An 18,759-nucleotide genomic window follows, 5' to 3' on the forward strand; every position below is an offset into this window, starting at 1 on the left:
AAAACACACATGGAATACCAGCACGGAGGCGACATTTACAGCCAAAAAGTAGATATGGACTATTCTGCTAATTTAAGCCCCCTGGGGCTTCCGGCAGGAGTGAAGAGAGCGCTTCTTGCCAGCATAGAGGAGCAGTCTGTGTGCAGTGTTTACCCAGACAGCAGCTGCAGCCAGCTCCGGCAGGCCCTTGGCGCCTTTCACCAGATACCTCAGGACTGGATCGTCTGCGGGAATGGGGCAGCTGACCTCATATTTGCACTCACAACTGCCTGCAGGCCAATGCATGGGCTGGTGGAGGCGCCCACCTTTTCGGAATACAGCCAGGCTCTGAAAGCAGCCGGAAGTCAGGTGGACCTGTTCTTTTTAAAAGAAGAGCAGGGATTTCAAATGAATTTGGAAGAATTTTCCAATACCATAAGAGAAGCTGTCCGAAAGGGAACGCCTTATGATATGGTATTCCTCTGCAATCCCAACAATCCCACAGGAATACCGACAGATGGAAAAGAGGTGCGGACGCTTGCAGAGGTATGCCATGCTTTTGGTACGCTCCTTGTAGTGGATGAATGCTTCTGCGATTTTTTGGAAGAGGAGGAGCGCTGCTCTGTGGTCTCCGCCCTGGAAGATTTCCCGAATCTCATCATTCTGAAAGCATTTACCAAGATCTATGCCATGGCGGGCCTGCGTCTGGGCTATGCCCTCTGTTCAGATCAGTCTCTGCTGGAGCGGCTTTCCGGAGTGCGCCAGCCCTGGTCCGTATCAGGCTTGGCCCAGAGTGCTGGTCTGTCTGCTCTTCACGAGGTGGAATACGTAAAGGAGACAAAAAGGCTGGTGTCCAAAGAGCGGATATGGCTGGCGGGACAGCTGAAGGAGATGGGCTTTCTGGTATATCCGTCCCAGGCAAATTACCTGTTCTTCCGGGATATGCGGCCATTAAAGCCCTGCCCCAAAGGCGGACTTTACAGGGATCTCCTCTCAAGAGGCATCCTTATCCGCAGCTGTGAAAATTATCCGGGGCTTGACAATACCTATTACCGCATCTGCGTAAAGACCAGGGAAGAAAACAGGCGCTTTATCACGATCCTGCGGGAGGTACTGCAGGAGGAGAACAGGAGGAACATATGGCAAAACCGATCATGATACAGGGGACCATGTCAAATGCAGGAAAAAGCCTGATCGCAGCAGGCCTGTGCCGCATCTTTTCACAGGACGGCTACCGCACGGCTCCCTTCAAATCACAGAATATGGCCCTCAATTCCTTCATCACTACAGAGGGCCTGGAGATGGGGCGAGCCCAGGCTGTGCAGGCAGAGGCGGCAGGCATCCTTCCATCGGTGGATATGAATCCGATATTGTTGAAGCCGACCACAGATGTGGGTTCCCAGGTGATTGTGGGAGGCATTTCCAGGGGAAATATGAGGGCAAAGGATTATTTTGCCTATAAAAAGCAGCTGGTGCCTGAGATCATGGCAGCCTACAACCGCCTTTTTGCGGCCAACGACATCATTGTCATAGAGGGCGCAGGAAGCCCGGCGGAGATCAATTTAAAGTCCGGGGACATTGTCAATATGGGCCTGGCGGCCCTGACAGATGCGCCTGTCCTTCTGGCGGGGGACATTGACCGGGGAGGCGTATTTGCCCAGCTCTACGGTACCGTGGCCCTTTTGGAGAAAGAGGAGCGGGCGCGCATCAAGGGGCTGATCATCAATAAATTCCGGGGAGATACGGAGATCCTGCGGCCGGGGCTTAAGCAGCTGGAGGAGCTCTGCTCCGTCCCTGTTCTGGGAGTTGTGCCTTATATGGACGTGGATATTGAGGATGAGGACAGCTTAAGCGGAAAGCTTTTGGAGGACAGGCCAGGACGGATCGACATTGCAGTGATCCGCTTTCCGCGTATTTCCAATTTTACGGACTTTGATGTATTTGCCAGGCTCGATGGGGTGACTGTCCGCTATGTCACAAAGGAAAGGGAGCTGGGAAGCCCGGACATGGTCATCCTTCCGGGAACAAAGAGTACCATCGCAGATCTCCTGTGGATGCGCCAGTCAGGCATCGAGGCCGGGGTCCTTAAGCTGGCTGACAGGCAGGTTCCCGTATGGGGCATCTGCGGGGGATACCAGATGATGGGAGAGCTTCTCATCGATGAGGCCCAGGTGGAGTCGAAAGAGGTGCAAAGGGCAGAGGGAATGGGCCTTCTCCCTCTATGCACCTGCTTTGAGGAGGAAAAGGTACGTACGCAGTCAGAGGGAGCCTTCGGAGAGCTGGACGGCTGTCTGTCAGAGCTTTCCGGCAAAGCGCTGGCAGGCTATGAGATCCACATGGGCAGGACCTTTATCAATCGTGAAAATGGCCCCATGGATACGGCAAAGCTGGTATCCTGGAGACAGGAGCCGGAGATCTGCCGCCCCATGTCCTATCTGATGGCATTGGGGGAGCACCATGCAAAGGAGGATGGCTGGAACCGCGGGAACCTGTACGGAACCTATGTCCACGGCGTATTTGACGGGCCGGGGATCGCAGAGACCATCGTAAAAGCCCTGGCAGCCAAAAAGGGTCTTGCGCCGGAGGAGATCCGGACAGTGGACTACCGCACTTACCGTGAAGAGCAGTATGATAAGCTGGCAGATTGCCTGAGGAGCAGCCTGGATATGGAGAAGATCTACCATATAATGGGACTCCGCATGTAGATTTACTATGTAAGTCCTGCCGCCGGATAGGCGGCATGTATTCAGGTATGTCAAATGCGCCCGCCAGGCTTTTATGATGTGGCAGTGCGTCCGCTGCTGGACGCATGTAGATTTTGGAAGAAAAGGAGAACATCCGATGACAGAGATCCATTTGGAGCAGGTTCTTCCTGCTGATATTGAACGCCGCAGCTTTGAACTGATCGGAGAAGAGCTTGCGGACATGGGAAAAACACTGGAGCCGGAGAATGCTCTGGTGATCAAACGGGCCATCCATACCACTGCGGATTTCGACTACGCAGATAACCTTGTATTCTCAGAACATGCAGTAAAAAAAGGCCTGGAGGCCCTGAAGCAGGGGGCGTGGATCATCACGGATACCAACATGGCCTGGTCCGGGATCAATAAAAAAACGCTTTCCCGGCTGGGAGGGGAAGCAAGGTGCTTCATGGCGGACGAGGATGTGGCGGCAGCTGCCCGCAGGCAGGGAACCACCAGGGCCGTTGCCAGTATGGACAAGGCGGCCGGGCTTTGGGCCGGAGCCCCGGTCCGCCCTCCCATGATCTTTGCCATTGGAAATGCCCCCACCGCCCTTATCCGTCTCTATGAGCTGATAAAAGAGGACAAAATAAAACCGGCGCTCATCATCGGAGCACCGGTGGGCTTTGTCAATGTTGTCCAGTCAAAGGAGCTGATCCTGACCTTAAAGGATGTCCCTTACATCGTTGCCAGGGGACGAAAGGGCGGAAGCAATGTAGCAGCAGCTATCTGCAATGCCCTGTTATACCAGATAACATAAGGATTATTTGTAACTACTCAGCCTGCGGCTGTGTAGTTACAATTATTTCTTTCCATTCCAGCAATAGGTACAGAGCTTACATGGAGAGATATGGATGGAATCCTTCAGATCATCCAGCCTGTGGTAACGCAGGCTGGTAAAATTCAGACGCTTGCGTATCTCCTCCACCATTTCCGCATAATTCTGGCTGTCCGGATCCGCATAATCCTCCAGCACCTCCTCCGGCACCTCATTACCCTCGCGGTCACGGATAATGCGCCGTGTGATCATGTCCAGATCAGAGGAAGACCTGGAGAAATTCAGATAGGGGCAGCCGAACAGCAGAGGCGGGCAGGCAGGGCGGATGTGGACCTCCTTGGCGCCGCTCTGGTATAAAAATTCCGTTGTCTCCCCCAGCTGTGTGCCGCGGACGATCGAATCGTCGATGAGCAGCAGCTTTTTTCCGCGTATCAGCGCATCCACCGGGATCAGCTTCATGCGGGCGATCAGGTTGCGCTGGTTCTGATTCTGAGGCATAAAGGAGCGGGGCCAGGTGGGAGTATATTTGATAAAGGGCCGGGCAAATGGAATACCTGACTGGTTGGCATATCCGATGGCATGGGCGATACCGGAATCAGGAACACCAGCCACCATATCCGGCTTCACATTATCCCGCTTTGCTAAGAGCTTGCCGCATTCATAGCGCATCTCCTCTACATTGACTCCCTCGTAGGAGGAGGTGGGATATCCGTAATAGACCCAGAGGAAGGAACAGATCTTCATCTCCTCCCTGGGAGCGCTTAAGGTCTCCACATGCTCCGGTGTGATGAGCACGATCTCCCCGGGGCCTAATTCCCTGTAGTCTGTGTAGCCCAGATTGATATAGGCAAAGCTCTCAAAGGAAGCGCAGAAGGCATCCTCCTTTTTGCCGATGACAACAGGAGTCCTTCCATATTTATCTCTGGAGGCGTAGATTCCCTCCGGTGTCAGAAGAAGGATCGTCATGGAGCCCTCGATCTTGTCCTGAGCGTAGAGAAGTCCCTCGGTGATAGAGGCCTTCTGGCTGATCAGGGCAGCCACCAGCTCCGTGGCATTGATATGCCCATGGCTCATTTCCATAAAATGGATATGCCCGTTTTCATAGGCATCCTTGATGAGCTCTGCCTTGTTATTGATCTTACCGACAGTGGTGATGGCAAAGCTTCCCAGATGGGACTGGATCAAAAGGGGCTGGGGCTCATTGTCGGAAATGCACCCGATACCCATTGTTCCCTGAAGCTCGTCTAAATCGCCCTCGAATTTTGTACGGAAGGGTGAATTTTCAATATTGTGGATGGAGCGTGTGAATCCATTGTCTTTTCCATATACGGCCATACCGCCTCTTCTTGTGCCGAGATGGGAGTGGTAGTCAACTCCAAAAAATAAATCAAGGGTGCAGCTGTTCTTTGATGCAACTCCAAATATTCCGCCCATGTGTTATCCTTCTTTCCCATATAGTCTGTAAGTGCTTTCAGAAAATCCAAACACAACTATCATAACATATATTAGCAGGTAAGGACAATATAGTCTGTGTATTATTTATACTTATAATTCATGATAAGTACAGCCGCGGCGCAGACTGCAGGTAACGATTCAGCTGAATAGTTACAACTGCGGAAACTCAAAGGAGGGCCGTCATTGAAAAAAAACACAGGACATGGTATCATAGAAGGAAGCAGCGGTTACTGTTCACAGCCCGGCTAAAAAGCAGCCGTTCTGCGAACAATAACACGCTCCGCGATGCACACAAACCGCGAAACGCGGTTTGGCGCTGCAACCCTCGTGTTTTCTGTGACTTCCGCTACGCTTCACTCACAAAAAACACATCGCGGGATATCGGCTGTGAACAGTTACAAGCAGCGTTCAACTGTTAGAAGAGAGGTAGGCCATGGATTTATACCGTATCATCCTTGTAGACGATGAGGAAGAAGTAAGGAAGAGTATTATTAAAAAAATAGACTGGAATTCTGCCGGCTTCTGTGTGGTCGGGGACGCGGAGAATGGGGAGGATGCATTGGAGAAGATCGAGGCCCTGGAGCCGGATGTGATCCTGACGGATATCCGCATGCCCTATATGGACGGCCTCACCCTGGCAGAGCGGGTGCGCCAGAAGGCCCCCTCTGCAAAGATCGTGATCTTTTCAGGCTATGATGATTTTGAATACGCAAAGCAGGCCATCAAGCTGAATGTGACAGAGTATATTTTAAAGCCTGTCAATGTGGAAGAGCTGACGGCGATCCTAAGGCGCATCAAGGCGAATCTGGATCAGGAGATCGAGCAGAAGCGGGATGTGAGCCTTTTGCGTGAGAACTATAAAAAGAACCTGCCCATCCTCAGGGAGCAGTTTTTAAATGATCTTGTGAGCCAGCCTGTGGAGGAGTCCGTGCTGAAGGCAAAGCTTTCAGAATACGATATTCCCCTTGCAGGGGCGAAAAAGTGGGTGGCTGCGGCCATTGATATTGAGCGCGAGAGCGTGGAGGAGACAGAGCTGCCCATTCATAAAGAAAAGGATCTGATCCCCATCTCCGTGATGCAGCTTGTGGAGGAAAAGCTGGGGAAATACTGCCGCTTTTCCATCTTCAATCCTCCCAGGATCTATGAGGCGGAGCTGGCAGTGATCGCAGCCATTGACGAGGAAAACAGCCAGACAGGGCTGATCGACGTACTGGGCGATATCTGCAAGGAGGTCAAGAAGATACTGGAGGTGCCCATCACCATCGGCGTGGGCTACCGGTGCGAGTGCCTGGCTGAGATCAGCAGCTCCTACAAGGGGGCGGTGAATGCCCTGGGCTACAAAGCCATTGTGGGAAGCGGAAGCACCATCTATATCAATGATGTGGAGCCTGTGGGCCGCGGAAAGCTGCAGTTTGACGGGAAGGACGAGGCAGATCTGGTGGGCGCAGTCAAATTCGGTCCCAGGGAGAAGATCGAGAATGTGATCCAGGAGCTCCTTGACAAGATGAGCGATGCAAAGGTGCACTACAGGCAGTGCCAGGCCTATATGCTGAGCGTCACCAACTGCATGATCCAGATGATGCAGATGTATGATCTGGATATGGAGGAGATCTTTGAGGAGGGCCGGGAGAATGAAGGTCCATTGTCCTTTGTCCCGGGGACCCAGAAAAGGGAGGAGTTTGCTCAGTGGCTCATGGGTGTGGCCCTGCGTGTGAACCAGTCCATGAACCGGGAGCGGGACAACACCATGAAGCAGGTCATAAAAGAGGCCAAAGAATATATCATGGACCATTACCAGGATCCGGAGCTGTCAGTGGAAAAGATCTGCCGTCATCTCCATATGAGCCCGGCCTATTTTTCCACCATGTTTAAAAAAGAGACAGGCCAGACCTATATCGCTTACCTGACAGAGGTGCGCCTGAACAAGGCAGTGGAGCTGTTAAATAAGACGGATGATAAGACCTATATTATCGCTGCCAAGGTAGGCTATCAGGAGCAGAATTATTTCAGCTATGTGTTTAAAAAGAGGTTTGGAATATCGCCCACAAAGTTCAGGGGGACAAAGTAGGATGAAGGAACGCCGCCTGGAAAAGGCCAGCATACGCTATACGATCTTTATCTATTTTACGGTAACAGCCCTGGCGGCCAGTATTTTCGCCAGCCTATGGCTTTACACCAGGCTTTCAGGACAGATGGCAGCTTCGATGCAGGAGGAGAACCAGATCCTGATCAGCCAGATCAACCGCTCCATGGAATCCTATCTGCGCACCGTGATGAAGCTTTCGGATTCCCTTTACTACGGTGTGATCAAAAATGCGGATCTGTCCCAGGAATCCATTGGCAGCGAGATCACTCTTCTGTATGACAACAACAAGGACAATATCGAGAACATTGCCCTGCTCTCAAAGGATGTAACGCTTTTGGAATCCGTGCCGGCAGCCAGGCTCAAGACAAATGCAGACGTTACCCGGGAGAGCTGGTTCCAGTATGCCCTGGAGAAGACAGAAAACGTCCATTTCTCCACGCCCCATGTACAATATATCTTTGACAACAGTGAGAGCCAGTACCGCTGGGTGGTGACCATGTCAAGAGCAGTGGAGATCACCCAGGGCCCCTATACGGATCAGGGCGTGCTCCTGATCGACATCCGCTACAATGGCCTGGAGCAGCTTTTTGACGGCGTAAGCCTGGGGCAGGACGGATATGTGTACCTCATCAGCAATGAAGGTGAGATCATTTTCCACCCCCAGGCCCAGCTCATTGATTCCGGCCTGAAGGAGGAGAATGTAAAGGCTGCAGTTTCCTATAAGGATGGAAACCACGAGGAGAGCTTTCAGGGCAAGAAGCGCATTGTCACAGTCAAGACCGTGGGCTACACGGGCTGGAAGATCGTGGGAGTGATGCCCCTGGAGGGAGCTTCCCTGAATAATATCAAGACAAGGCTGTTTGTGATGTTCATTATCACATTTATCCTGTACATCCTTGCCATCATCAATTCTTACATTTCCTCAAAGATCACAGTTCCCATCAAGCTTCTGGAAAAGTCAGTAAATGAGATCGAGGAGGGAAACCTGGAGACAGAGGTGTATGTGGGGGGATCCTATGAGATACGCCATCTGGGAACCTCCATCCAGAATATGGCAAGACAGATACACAAGCTCATGGATGACATTGTGGCGGAGCATGAGTCAAAGCGGAAAAGCGAATTTGACACCCTCCAGTCCCAGATCAATCCCCACTTTCTGTACAATACCCTGGATATCATTGTGTGGATGATCGAGAATGAAAAGCAGTCCGAGGCAGTCAAGGCTGTGACAGCCTTAGCCAGGTTCTTCCGCATCAGCTTGAGCAGGGGCAAGAGCATTATCCCGGTAAAGGACGAGCTGGAGCATGTGCGCAGCTATCTGATGATACAGCACATGCGGTACAAGAATAAATTTACCTATTCCATTGAGGCGGAAGAGACAGTGATGAATATGGCAAGCCTGAAGCTGATGCTCCAGCCTCTTGTGGAAAATGCCATCTACCACGGCATGGAATTTATGGACGGCGATGGCGAGATCCTGATAAAAGCATGGCAGAAGGGCAAAGACCTGATGATGAGCGTGTCGGACAACGGCCTGGGGATGACAGAGGAGCAGGTGGAGAACCTGTTTGCCGATGTGAGCCATGTGCCTTCAAAAAGAGGCTCCGGTATCGGGGTGAAAAATGTGAATGAGCGCATAAAGCTGTACTTTGGCCGGGATTACGGCCTGTCCATCCAGTCAGAGCCGGACGAGGGAACGACTGTCACCATACGCCTTCCGGCAGAGCCTTATGAGAAAAGGTAAGGAGATATCAGATGTCCATTAGGGAAAAATTATTGTGGGGGTTATTTGCGGGCTTCCTTGCCCTGTTGTTCCTCGCATCCTCCACAAACCTGATCATCAAAGAAAAAAAGAGGGAGATCTATCCCATTTCCATTATCATTGAAGATGAAAATGATGAGTATTATGTGAATTTCAAAAAGGGAGCTGACAAGGCGGCAGAAGAATTTTATGCGGACGTTAATTTCATCACCCTTTACAGTCAGGGCAGCAAGTCCCAGCAGCTGGAGCTGATCCAGAGAGAGGTGCGGGACGGGGCAAAGGCAGTGATATTCGCGCCGGTTGACAGCAATGAGACGATCATGGAGATGGAGGCCCTAAAGCCCAGCTGTCCTGTTATCCTGCTGGGGGCCGTGTCCTCCAGTGATTTTGTGGCAGAGTCCATTATAACGGATACCTACGAAATCGGGAGAAAGCTGGGGGAGGCGGCTGCGGCGGGTACCCCGGAGGGCATACCGGTCTATCTGTTTTCAGAGGGCATTTCCTACCGGAGGAATACCGGCATTTATGCAGGGATATGCTCTGTCCTGGAGAGGGAGGGGATCCCCGTCAGTCTCTATGAAAAAAAGACAGAGGATACTTACCGGGAGGCCATCGAGTCTACTGTCTATCCCGGAGACAGCAGGGCTGCCATTATCGCCATGGATGCCCAGGCTTTAGACGAGGCTGTTAAGATCATAGAGGGCAGCACCGTATACCAGGAGCATTTGGCAGGCCTTTACGGCGCAGGCTGCACGACATCTATCCTCAATGAGGTTGACAAGGGGATCATTGACGGAATCGTTGTGTATAACCAGTTCGATGAAGGCTATCTGAGCGTGAAAAGCGCAGTGGAAGCCATACGGGGAAGCAGGCAGAAGCTGCAGATAGAGCTGGAGTCCTATTATCTGGAGAAGGACGATATCAGGGATAAAAAGTATGAAAAAATGCTCTATCCCATAGAGTAAGGGGAGGAAAAGGACATGAAAAAAAGCCGGATATATCTGGGGACGGTGCTTCTTGCTGCCTGCCTTCTTGCAGCAGGAGTGATGCTTTATATCTGGAAGGGGCAGAAACAGCAGGAGGATAAGACGGCCATACGGATCGGCATCCTCCTCTACCGTGGGGATGATACCTTTATCAGCACACTGAGGAGCGCGCTGGAGGAGCAGGCAAAGGAATACGAGCAGGAGACCGGGGTGAAGGTGGCTCTCGATATTATGGATGCAAAAAGCAATCAGAATACCCAAAACAGCCAGGTGGAGCGCCTGTTGTCCTTAAACTGCGACGCCCTGTGCGTCAATATCGTGGACAGATCGGCTGCCTCTATCATCATTGACAAGGCAATGGCAGCAGACGTTCCTGTGGTATTCTTCAACAGGGAGCCGGTGGAGGAGGATATGAACCGGTGGGAAAAGCTCTATTATGTGGGAGCAGACGCAAAGGAGTCTGCTGTGCTCCAGGGACAGATCCTGGTAGATGCATACAGAAAAAAGCCGGAGAGTCTTGATGCAAATGGCGATGGAACAGTGAGCTATGTTCTACTGGAGGGAGAATCCAGCCATCAGGATTCCCTGATACGGACAGAGTGGTCCATCCAGACCTTAAAGGATGGGGGAGTGCCGCTGAAAAAGATCACAGGCGGCATTGCCAATTGGGAGCGCAGCCAGGCCTCCGCCCTGATGGAGCAGTGGCTGAAGGAGTACCGCGGCCAGATCGAGCTTGTGATCTGCAACAACGATGACATGGCCTTAGGTGCCATTGATGCCATTGGACGGGAAGGTATTATGGGAAATTCCATCAAGATCGTAGGCATAGACGGAACCCCTGTGGGCCAGGAGGCTTTAAAGTCAGGAAAGCTTTTAGGAACCGTGGAGTCGGACAAGGATACGTATGCCAGGGTCATATTTACCATAGCCTCCCGTCTTGCTATGGGACAAGAGGTAAATGAGGACCAGATATTGGAAAACGGGAAGTATTTCTGGTGCCCACAGGCCCCTCTTACCCAGTCTTCCGGGGAAAATTTTAGGGAAAATGCGCATTAAAATGTAAAAAAATATCGAAAAAAATTTGCATGATTTGTAAAATCAAAGAAAATTAATAACTTTTTTAATAAATTCATATGGAAAAATGCATAATCAAGCTTTATAATAAAGGTGTCGGAAAGGGAAAAATACCTAAAACGGCAAAAAAATTTCGGGAGGATTTACAGACATGAGATTATTCAAGAAAGCAACAGCAGTTGCAATGGCATCCGTTATGGCTCTTTCTTTAGCAGCTTGCGGCGGCGGAGCAAAAGAGACAACAGCAGCAGCAACCCAGGCAGCTACTGAGGCAGCATCTGAGGCTGCAACAGAAGCAGCAGAGGCAGCTACCGAGGCAGCAGAGGCAGCCGGCGGCGATGTTTCCAGCAAGAAGATTGGTGTCAGCATTTACAAGTTTGATGATAACTTCATGACCCTGTACAGAACAGAGTTAGAGCGTTACCTGACAGAGGAGCTGGGCTTCGCAAAAGAGAACGTTGTTATCCAGGATGGTAAGGGAGATCAGGCTGAGCAGACAAACCAGATCCAGAACTTCATCACCCAGAAGTATGATGTTCTGATCCTGAACCTGGTACAGGCTTCTTCCGCACCAGAGATCACAGATATGTGTAAGGAAGCAGGCATTCCTGTTGTTTACATCAACCGTGAGCCAGATGCAGCAGAGGAAGAGAGATGGGCAAGCGAAAGCATCCAGGCTACCTATGTAGGCTGTGACGCCAGACAGTCCGGTACCTTCCAGGGCGAAGAGATCCTTGAGACCGCTAACAAGGGCGATATCAACGGCGACGGCAAGGTTTCCTACATTATGATCCAGGGCGACCCAGAGAACGTAGATGCTCAGTACAGAACAGAGTTCTCCGTTAAGGCTCTGACAGATGCAGGCGTTGAGGTTGAGGAGCTGTTAATGCAGCGTGGTGACTGGGATCAGGCAAAGGCTCAGCAGATCGCACAGGACGCTTTAAACCAGTACGGCGACAAGATCGAGGTTATCTTCTGTAACAACGACGCTATGGCACTGGGCGCTCTGCAGTCCATCGAGGCAGCAGGCCGCAAGGTAAACGAGGATATCTATCTGGTAGGCGTTGACGCTCTGACAGAGGCTGTTCAGAACGTAATTGACGGCAAGCAGACAGGTACTGTATTCAACGACCATTTCGCACAGGCTAAATCCGCAGCTGATATGGCAGTGAAGTTCTTAAACGGCGAGGCAGTTGATCCTGTAAATATGGTTGACTATACCAAGGTTACAGGCGACAACGCTCAGCAGATTCTGGATCAGTTAAAGTAATACCAAGTCTGATGATGAAACCGGGTGTGTCCACCGACACACCCGATTTTTTAAGAGTAGCAAGGACTATAATTTGTATTTGAAAGGAGTAACGGGATGGCAGATCAATACAGACTTGAGATGGTAGGGGTCAGCAAGACATTCCCTGGCGTAAAGGCACTCGATGGAATTCACTTAAAAGTACGTCCCGGAACCGTCCATGCCCTGATGGGTGAGAACGGAGCAGGTAAATCCACCCTCATGAAATGCCTCTTTGGCATTTACAAAATGGATGAAGGCCAGATTTTTATTGATGGAGAAAAGACAGAGATAAGCAATCCGGATGATGCTTTGCACAAAGGACTTGCAATGGTGCATCAGGAGCTGCAGCCTATTCCAGAGCGTTCTATTGCAGAGAACATGTATCTGGGAAGATATCCCATGAAGGGATTCGGGCCATTAAAGATCGTAGACCACAAGACCATGAACAGCGAGGCTGAGAAGTGGTTAAAAGATGTAAAAATGAATTTTAATCCCAAAGCAAAGTTGGGAACATTATCAATCGGACAGATGCAGTCAGTGGAGATCGCAAAGGCGGTAAGCCAGAATGCAAAGCTGGTGATCCTGGATGAGCCAACCTCCTCCCTGACTGATAATGAGGTAGAAGCCCTCTTCCGCATTATCCGCGATCTGAAGTCAAGAGGCGTTTCTATGATATATATCAGCCATAAGATGGCTGAGATCCGTCAGATTGCTGATGATATCACTATCATGCGTGACGGTACATACGTAGGTTCATGGGAGGTAAAGGATATCTCCGATGACGAGATCGTAAAACAGATGGTAGGACGTGAGCTGACCAATGTTTATCCTCCAAAGGAGGACTACCGGACAGAGGAGACCGTCCTCAAGGTGGAGAACCTTTGCAGCATCCATGAGCGTTCCTTCCAGAACTGCTCCTTTGAGCTGAAAAAGGGCGAGATCCTGGGCTTTGGAGGCCTGGTAGGCGCGCAGAGAACAGAGATGATGGAGGCCATTTTCGGAATGCGCCACATTGCCAGCGGCACCATAGAGGTGCTGGGAAAGAAGGTGACCATCAAGAGGCCGCAGGATGCCATCAATGACTCTGTGGGCATGATCACAGAGGACAGGCGCGGCACTGGTATCTTCGGCTGCCTGAGCATTGACGATAACACTGCCATTGCTTCCTATAAGAACTATACCAGCATGGGCAAGATCGATAAGAAAAAAGTAGACGCAGTAGTAAAGGACAGCATTGCGAAGCTGAACATCAAGACTCCCAGCGGTAAGACACTGATACAATCCCTGTCAGGCGGCAACCAGCAGAAGGTTATCATTGCAAGGTGGCTTGCCAACAATCCGGACATCCTGATTATGGATGAGCCTACCAGAGGTATTGACGTAGGCGCGAAGTATGAAATCTATCAGATCATGATCGACCTTGTAAAGCAGGGCAAATCCATTATCATGATTTCATCTGAAATGCCTGAGCTCATCGGCATGTCCAACCGCATCATCGTTATGTGTAACGGACATATCACCGGCGAGGTGGAAGGCGAAGAAGCTACCCAGGAGAGGATCATGGCCTTTGCGACCCAGTTCGATCTTCAGGGCAAATCAAGTAAATAATCCAAACAGGAGGTTTTGGTCATGACAGCGAAAAAATTTAATGTAAAGGATTTCCTTATCAATAACGGAATCATTGCCGTTCTTGTATTGTTGGCTATTTATACAGGTATTATGCAGCCCACGTTCTTTTCCGGCGGCAACCTGATCAACATTGCTCTTAACGTAGCACCACGTTTTATCATCGCCTGCGGCGTATCCGGGTGTCTGATCACAAAGGGCACGGACCTTTCAGCAGGACGTATGGTAGGCCTTGCTGCCTGCTTAGCAGGTACTCTGCTCCAGAAGGCAGACTACAGCGGCAAGTTCTTCCCGAATCTGCCTGACTTCGGCACATGGTGGGTGCTTGTAGTTCTCATCATCTGTATTGTAATATGCGGAATCTTTGGCTGCATCAACGGCCTGGTAGTTTCCTTCCTTCAGGTTCCTGCATTCATCGGAACACTGGGCATGCAGCTGATCGTATACGGTGTCTGCCTGGTATACACCAACGCAACTCCCATCGGCGGCTACCGTCCGGCTTACACAGAGGTTGCAAAGGGCAAGCTCTTTGGCTTCTTCCCATATCTGTTCATCATTGCCCTGGCAGTAGGCATTGTTATGTGGTTTGTATATAATAAGACCCCGCACGGCAAATATATGTACGCCATCGGCGGCAACGAGCAGGCAGCAGAGGTTTCCGGTGTTAACACAAAGAGGACAAAGATCATCATCTACATCACAGCAGCAGCACTGTACGCACTGGGCGGCTTCCTTGTAGGCGCGAAATCCGGCGGTTCCTCCGTTAACATGGGCCAGGGCTGGGAGCTGGAGGCAATTGCAGCTTGTACCATCGGCGGCGTGTCTGTAAACGGTGGTATCGGACGTATCTCCGGCGTTCTGATCGGCGTTCTGGTATTCGAGATCTTAAAGACCTGCTTACAGTATCTGGGCGTTAATACGAACTACCAGTACATTGCACAGGGTATCGTTATCGTAGTAGCAATCGCTCTGGATATCAGAAAGTACATTGCGAAGAAGTAATGCCTATGGACGAGAGGCAGGAGAGATCCGGGTCCGAGGAGGAGCTTCAGGAGGAGATCCGCAGGCTGAAGGAGGAAAATGAACAGCTGCGTGAGCTTTCCGCCAAGGAACGGCTCTATGAGAAGATACACGTATCGGTAAGGACCATGGATATGATCATCGCAGGCCTTTGCATCCTGTTTGTGATCGTCGTCATATTAGGGATGATGAAAGGCTGACAAACGTATATGGAATGGACAAAAGAGCCCTGGCAGCAGGCAGTGTGCGCGGATATGCACTGTGCCTTACGCCAGGGCTTTTTTCATAGGAAACTCCTCCGGAGCCTCCTATGTAACAAAATTAATCCTTCCGCTGAGCCGATCCCTGGGACAGGCGGCTGTTCTGGTATTCACCGGAAAAGGTGACGTCCCTGGCAAACCACTCCGGGGGAGTGAAGGCCCTTGCCTCCTCCTCCGTGGGAAACTCCACCTCAGCCAGTATAAGTCCCTGGTAGTCTCCTTCGAAGACATCCAGCTCAATGGTGAGAGAGCCGGAGGAGGCAAGGGGGATCATATAGCGCTTTTTGGTAAGGACAATGCCGTCAGCCTTTGTGAGAAGGTGGTGGTAGGCCTCCTCTGTCAGGGGAAGGTTGTACTCCTCTCTGGCGAGAAGGCCCTTGCCCTTATAGGTCAGATAGTAGTCCTCATTGTCACGGCGGATGCGCACCACAGGGGAGGTGCAGAGGTAGGCCTGCTCGATCCGGCGGCAGGGGTAGGAACAGTAATCGTCCGGGGCTTTTTCGATGAGAAACTTGCGTTCGATCTCCATAGTCAGTCTCCTTTCGTTTCGCGCTCTGGCGCTTGATCATGTTTCATCATATCACGTATCCTCTTGCACGGAAAGGGATAAATTTGTATACTGAACCTACATGGATAGAAAAGGAGTTTAAAGCATATGAAAAGGCAGGATTATACAGCAGAGCATCACGCGCTGCTGCTGGGGCTGTTTGGAAAGACGCTGGAGGAGCGGTATGGGGAATACGGCCTTGATGTACTGGCAAATGGGATCATACGGTACGGGCATCAGCGGGGCAGGAGGATGAGGGAACGGGCGGTCAGGGATGGGCGCAGGCTGGACTATGAGACATTTCTGGCATATGGAGAGCTGCGCATCAGCTCCGGACCGGAGGATTACAGTACAAAGCAGGAATCACCGGTATACGTAAACTGCTGCCACCGCTGCATGTGGCAGGAGGGCTGGGCCAAATATGGTCTGGAGAGATATGGGGAGCCCTATTGCCGATATGTGGATATCAGCCTGGTCCAGGGCTTTAACCCGGACATGGTCATGATCACAAAGACAGCCATTGGCCTGGGAGATGACTGCTGTACCTTTGTCAATGTGGGATATGAGCAGACAGAGGAGAGCAGAAAACGGATCGCAGCGGTAAAGGAGGAGCTGGCAGGAAGGTATACAAAAGACTTCCTCTACCACAGCGGACATCTGTTGGCTGCCTTAAGGGATACCACAGCAGACATTTTCGGAGCAGAAACAGGAGATCGGACCGCAGAGCAGACAGCAGGAGCATTTGAGAAATATCTGGACAGCGGGGCAGCGGCAGAGCTTCTGGCGGAGGCTTCCCTGGATTTCGACAGGATCTGAAATAAGGCAATATCCGGAGGCAGTTCTGGTGGCAGAAACCTTGTATACAAGCGGATTTAGTGGTTTTTACTAAGTTTTCTCTTTTTTTTATGACAGTCTCATGTTTTTTATCCCTTTTCAGAAAAAAATATAAATGTTAAAATAATGTCACCGTGTAATAAAATAGAAAAAGGGAGAATATAGTATGGCAAAGGTTTTTGCATTTCTTGCAGATGGTCTGGAAGAAGTGGAATGTCTTGCGGTGGTAGACGTATTGCGCCGCTCTGGCGTGGAGACCACCCTGGTTTCTGTCACCGGGAAGAGGGAGATCACAGGCTCCCATGGCATTGTATTTTTGGCAGATGCATTGTTTGAGGACGTGAACCCGGATGAGGCAGATGTATTGTTCCTGCCAGGAGGCATGCCTGGTACGACCAACCTGAAGGCCCACGGCGGATTGGCAGCCGCCATCGAGAAGGCCAACCAGCAGGGCAGGAGAGTGGCCGCGATCTGTGCAGCCCCCAGCATATTGGGAGCCATGGGGCTGTTAAAGGGCAGGACGGCTACCTGCTATCCGGGCTTCGAGGAGCTTTTGGTAGGCGTTTCCTATACCAGCCAGGGCGTTGTCACGGATGGGAACATCACCACAGCCAGGGGCTTAGGATATGCTCTTGATCTGGGACTGGAGCTGATCCGGCTGTTACAGGGATCACAGCACTCGGAGCAGGTAAAAGAAGCAATCCAGTATGACCGGTTTTAAAACGTTGGGAAGATATCCATTTTTTTTGCTGAAAAGGGCGGAAAGAATGGATATCTTTTTAAAAAAAAGCTAGTATTTTTAAGCCCAGCATGATATAATGCTACATTGAAGTGTAGCGCCCTCATGGATATGGGCGAATCACATATATTTTAAGGAGGAACCCATAGCAATGAGTGTACAAGTGGAAAAATTAGAGAAGAACATGGCAAAGCTGACAATCGAGGTCAGCTATGAGGACTTCAGGGATGCAATGAAGAAGGCCTTCAACAGAAACAAGAACAAATTCAACATCCCAGGCTTCCGTAAGGGAAAAGCTCCTATGGCTATGATCGAGAAGATGTATGGCGAGGGCGTTTTCTATGAGGACGCTGCTGACGAGGCTATCAATGCTACCTGCATGGACGCAATGAACGAGAGCGGACTGGATATCGTTTCCAGACCAGAGGTTGCAGTAGAGCAGATCGGCAAGGACAAGCCATTTATCTATACAGCTCTGGTAGCAGTAAAGCCGGAGGTAACCTTAGGCGAGTACAAGGGCATTGAGGTGGAGAAGGCTGACGCAGCTGTTACTCCGGAGGATGTTGAGGCTGAGCTCAAGAAGGTACAGGAGCAGAATGCAAGACTTCTTACCGTTGAGGATCGTCCGGTTGCTGACGGCGATCAGACTGTGATCGACTTTGAGGGCTATGTAGACGGCAAGACCTTTGAGGGCGGCTCTGCAGAGAACTTTGATCTGACCATCGGCTCCCATGCATTTATCGATACCTTTGAGGAGCAGCTGATCGGCAAGAACATCGGTGAGGAGTGCGAGGTCAATGTGACCTTCCCGACAGAGTACCATGCAGCAGATCTGGCCGGCAAGCCTGCTACCTTTAAGGTAACCGTAAAGGAGATCAAGGTGAAAGAGCTGCCTGCACTGGATGATGAGTTTGCAGCAGAGGTTTCCGAATTTGATACCCTGGATGAATATAAGAAGGATATCGAGGCAAAGATCTCCGAGAGAAAGCAGAAAGCAGCTGCTTCTGAGAACGAGAACCGCGTAGTGGATAAGGTTGTGGAAGGCGCAACCATGGAGATCCCTGACAAGATGGCAGATGCCCAGATCGACAACATGGTCCAGGAGATGGCACGCAACATGCAGAGCCAGGGACTGTCCATGGATCTGTATCTGAAGTACACAGGCATGACAGCTGACCAGTTAAGAGAGCAGATGCGTCCACAGGCATTAAAGCGCATCCAGACCAGACTGGTATTAGAGGCAGTTGTGAAGGCTGAGGACATCCAGGTTTCCGACGAGCGCTTAGACGAGGAGATCGCTAAGATGGCAGAGTCCTACCAGATGGAGGCTGACAAGTTAAAGAGCTACATGACAGACAACGACAAAAAGCAGATGAAGGACGACATCGCCGTACAGGAGGCAGTTGACTTCCTGGTTGCAGAGGCAAAGCTGGTATAAGACCTATACATGCCGCTCATCCGGCGGCAGGGTTTTTAAAGTAAAACGGCATGGGCTCATGCCGCGAATCACATAAGATACGGGGGATTTTCGGGCGGGCAGTCTACGTTCCGTCCGGGGGTCTCCTGGTTTCATCATAGGCA

Annotated in this window: 16 protein-coding genes; 14 read left to right on the forward strand and 2 right to left on the reverse strand. The window is 51.0% G+C overall.

All coding sequences use genetic code 11. The annotated features are described in order from the left end of the window. The first annotated feature begins 9 nt into the window (after window positions 1-9). The 3 genes from LIZ87_RS13865 (at window position 10) to LIZ87_RS13875 (ending at window position 3,480) form a co-directional block, all read left to right on the forward strand. Complete coding sequence (locus tag LIZ87_RS13865; protein WP_227147880.1) at window positions 10-1,137, forward strand: pyridoxal phosphate-dependent aminotransferase; 1,128 nt, start codon at window positions 10-12, stop codon at window positions 1,135-1,137. After that, window positions 1,119-2,684 (forward strand): cobyric acid synthase, encoded by a 1,566-nt coding sequence (locus LIZ87_RS13870; protein ID WP_227147881.1) that lies wholly within the window; start codon window positions 1,119-1,121, stop codon window positions 2,682-2,684. The genes LIZ87_RS13865 and LIZ87_RS13870 overlap by 19 nt, the downstream gene beginning before the upstream one ends. 136 nt (window positions 2,685-2,820) lie before the next feature. Further along, a complete protein-coding gene (locus tag LIZ87_RS13875) occupies window positions 2,821-3,480 on the forward strand; it encodes a precorrin-8X methylmutase (protein ID WP_178313344.1) in 660 nt (219 codons plus the stop codon). A 42-nt stretch (window positions 3,481-3,522) separates the two neighbouring features. Here LIZ87_RS13875 and LIZ87_RS13880 read toward each other — a convergent pair whose 3' ends face one another. Beyond that, complete coding sequence (locus LIZ87_RS13880; protein ID WP_227147882.1) at window positions 3,523-4,932, reverse strand: amidophosphoribosyltransferase; 1,410 nt, start codon at window positions 4,930-4,932, stop codon at window positions 3,523-3,525. 454 nt (window positions 4,933-5,386) lie between these two features. On the opposite strand from LIZ87_RS13880, the gene LIZ87_RS13885 reads away from it, so the two are divergent. From LIZ87_RS13885 to LIZ87_RS13920, 8 genes are all read left to right on the forward strand, one after another. Next, window positions 5,387-7,021, forward strand: a complete 1,635-nt coding sequence (locus tag LIZ87_RS13885) for a response regulator (RefSeq protein WP_227147884.1) — start codon at window positions 5,387-5,389, stop codon at window positions 7,019-7,021. A 1-nt stretch (window position 7,022) separates the two neighbouring features. After that, window positions 7,023-8,783 (forward strand): sensor histidine kinase, encoded by a 1,761-nt coding sequence (locus tag LIZ87_RS13890; protein ID WP_227147886.1) that lies wholly within the window; start codon window positions 7,023-7,025, stop codon window positions 8,781-8,783. An 11-nt stretch (window positions 8,784-8,794) separates the two neighbouring features. Then, on the forward strand, window positions 8,795-9,766 hold the full coding sequence (locus LIZ87_RS13895; RefSeq protein WP_227147888.1) for a substrate-binding domain-containing protein: 972 nt from the start codon (window positions 8,795-8,797) through the stop codon (window positions 9,764-9,766). A 15-nt stretch (window positions 9,767-9,781) separates the two neighbouring features. Continuing rightward, window positions 9,782-10,843: a galactose ABC transporter substrate-binding protein gene (locus LIZ87_RS13900; RefSeq protein ID WP_227147889.1), complete on the forward strand. Its 1,062-nt coding sequence runs from the start codon at window positions 9,782-9,784 to the stop codon at window positions 10,841-10,843. Window positions 10,844-11,012: 169 nt separating this feature from the next. Then, a complete protein-coding gene (locus LIZ87_RS13905) occupies window positions 11,013-12,131 on the forward strand; it encodes a galactose ABC transporter substrate-binding protein (protein WP_178316566.1) in 1,119 nt (372 codons plus the stop codon). Between the two features lie 96 nt (window positions 12,132-12,227). Further along, window positions 12,228-13,760, forward strand: coding sequence for a sugar ABC transporter ATP-binding protein (locus LIZ87_RS13910; protein WP_227147891.1), 1,533 nt, complete (start codon window positions 12,228-12,230; stop codon window positions 13,758-13,760). Between the two features lie 21 nt (window positions 13,761-13,781). Then, window positions 13,782-14,780, forward strand: a complete 999-nt coding sequence (locus tag LIZ87_RS13915) for a galactose/methyl galactoside ABC transporter permease MglC (RefSeq protein WP_178316568.1) — start codon at window positions 13,782-13,784, stop codon at window positions 14,778-14,780. 5 nt (window positions 14,781-14,785) lie between these two features. Next, a complete protein-coding gene (locus tag LIZ87_RS13920; protein ID WP_227147893.1) occupies window positions 14,786-14,998 on the forward strand; it encodes a hypothetical protein in 213 nt (70 codons plus the stop codon). A gap of 121 nt (window positions 14,999-15,119) precedes the next feature. On the opposite strand, the gene LIZ87_RS13925 is transcribed toward LIZ87_RS13920, so the two are convergent. Beyond that, entirely contained in the window at window positions 15,120-15,587 is a 468-nt protein-coding gene (locus tag LIZ87_RS13925; RefSeq protein ID WP_227147895.1) for a CYTH domain-containing protein, read from the reverse strand. Between the two features lie 126 nt (window positions 15,588-15,713). Here LIZ87_RS13925 and LIZ87_RS13930 point away from each other — a divergent pair, with 126 nt between their 5' ends. From LIZ87_RS13930 to tig, 3 genes are all read left to right on the forward strand, one after another. After that, window positions 15,714-16,421, forward strand: coding sequence for an L-2-amino-thiazoline-4-carboxylic acid hydrolase (locus LIZ87_RS13930; protein WP_227147897.1), 708 nt, complete (start codon window positions 15,714-15,716; stop codon window positions 16,419-16,421). A gap of 184 nt (window positions 16,422-16,605) precedes the next feature. After that, complete coding sequence (locus LIZ87_RS13935) at window positions 16,606-17,160, forward strand: DJ-1 family glyoxalase III (RefSeq protein ID WP_227147899.1); 555 nt, start codon at window positions 16,606-16,608, stop codon at window positions 17,158-17,160. A gap of 169 nt (window positions 17,161-17,329) precedes the next feature. Then, complete coding sequence (gene tig / locus LIZ87_RS13940) at window positions 17,330-18,616, forward strand: trigger factor (protein ID WP_227147901.1); 1,287 nt, start codon at window positions 17,330-17,332, stop codon at window positions 18,614-18,616. Window positions 18,617-18,759: the final 143 nt, after the last annotated feature.

Origin of the sequence: Lacrimispora sp. 210928-DFI.3.58 (assembly GCF_020554865.1) — a bacterium.
GTDB lineage: Bacteria > Bacillota > Clostridia > Lachnospirales > Lachnospiraceae > Enterocloster.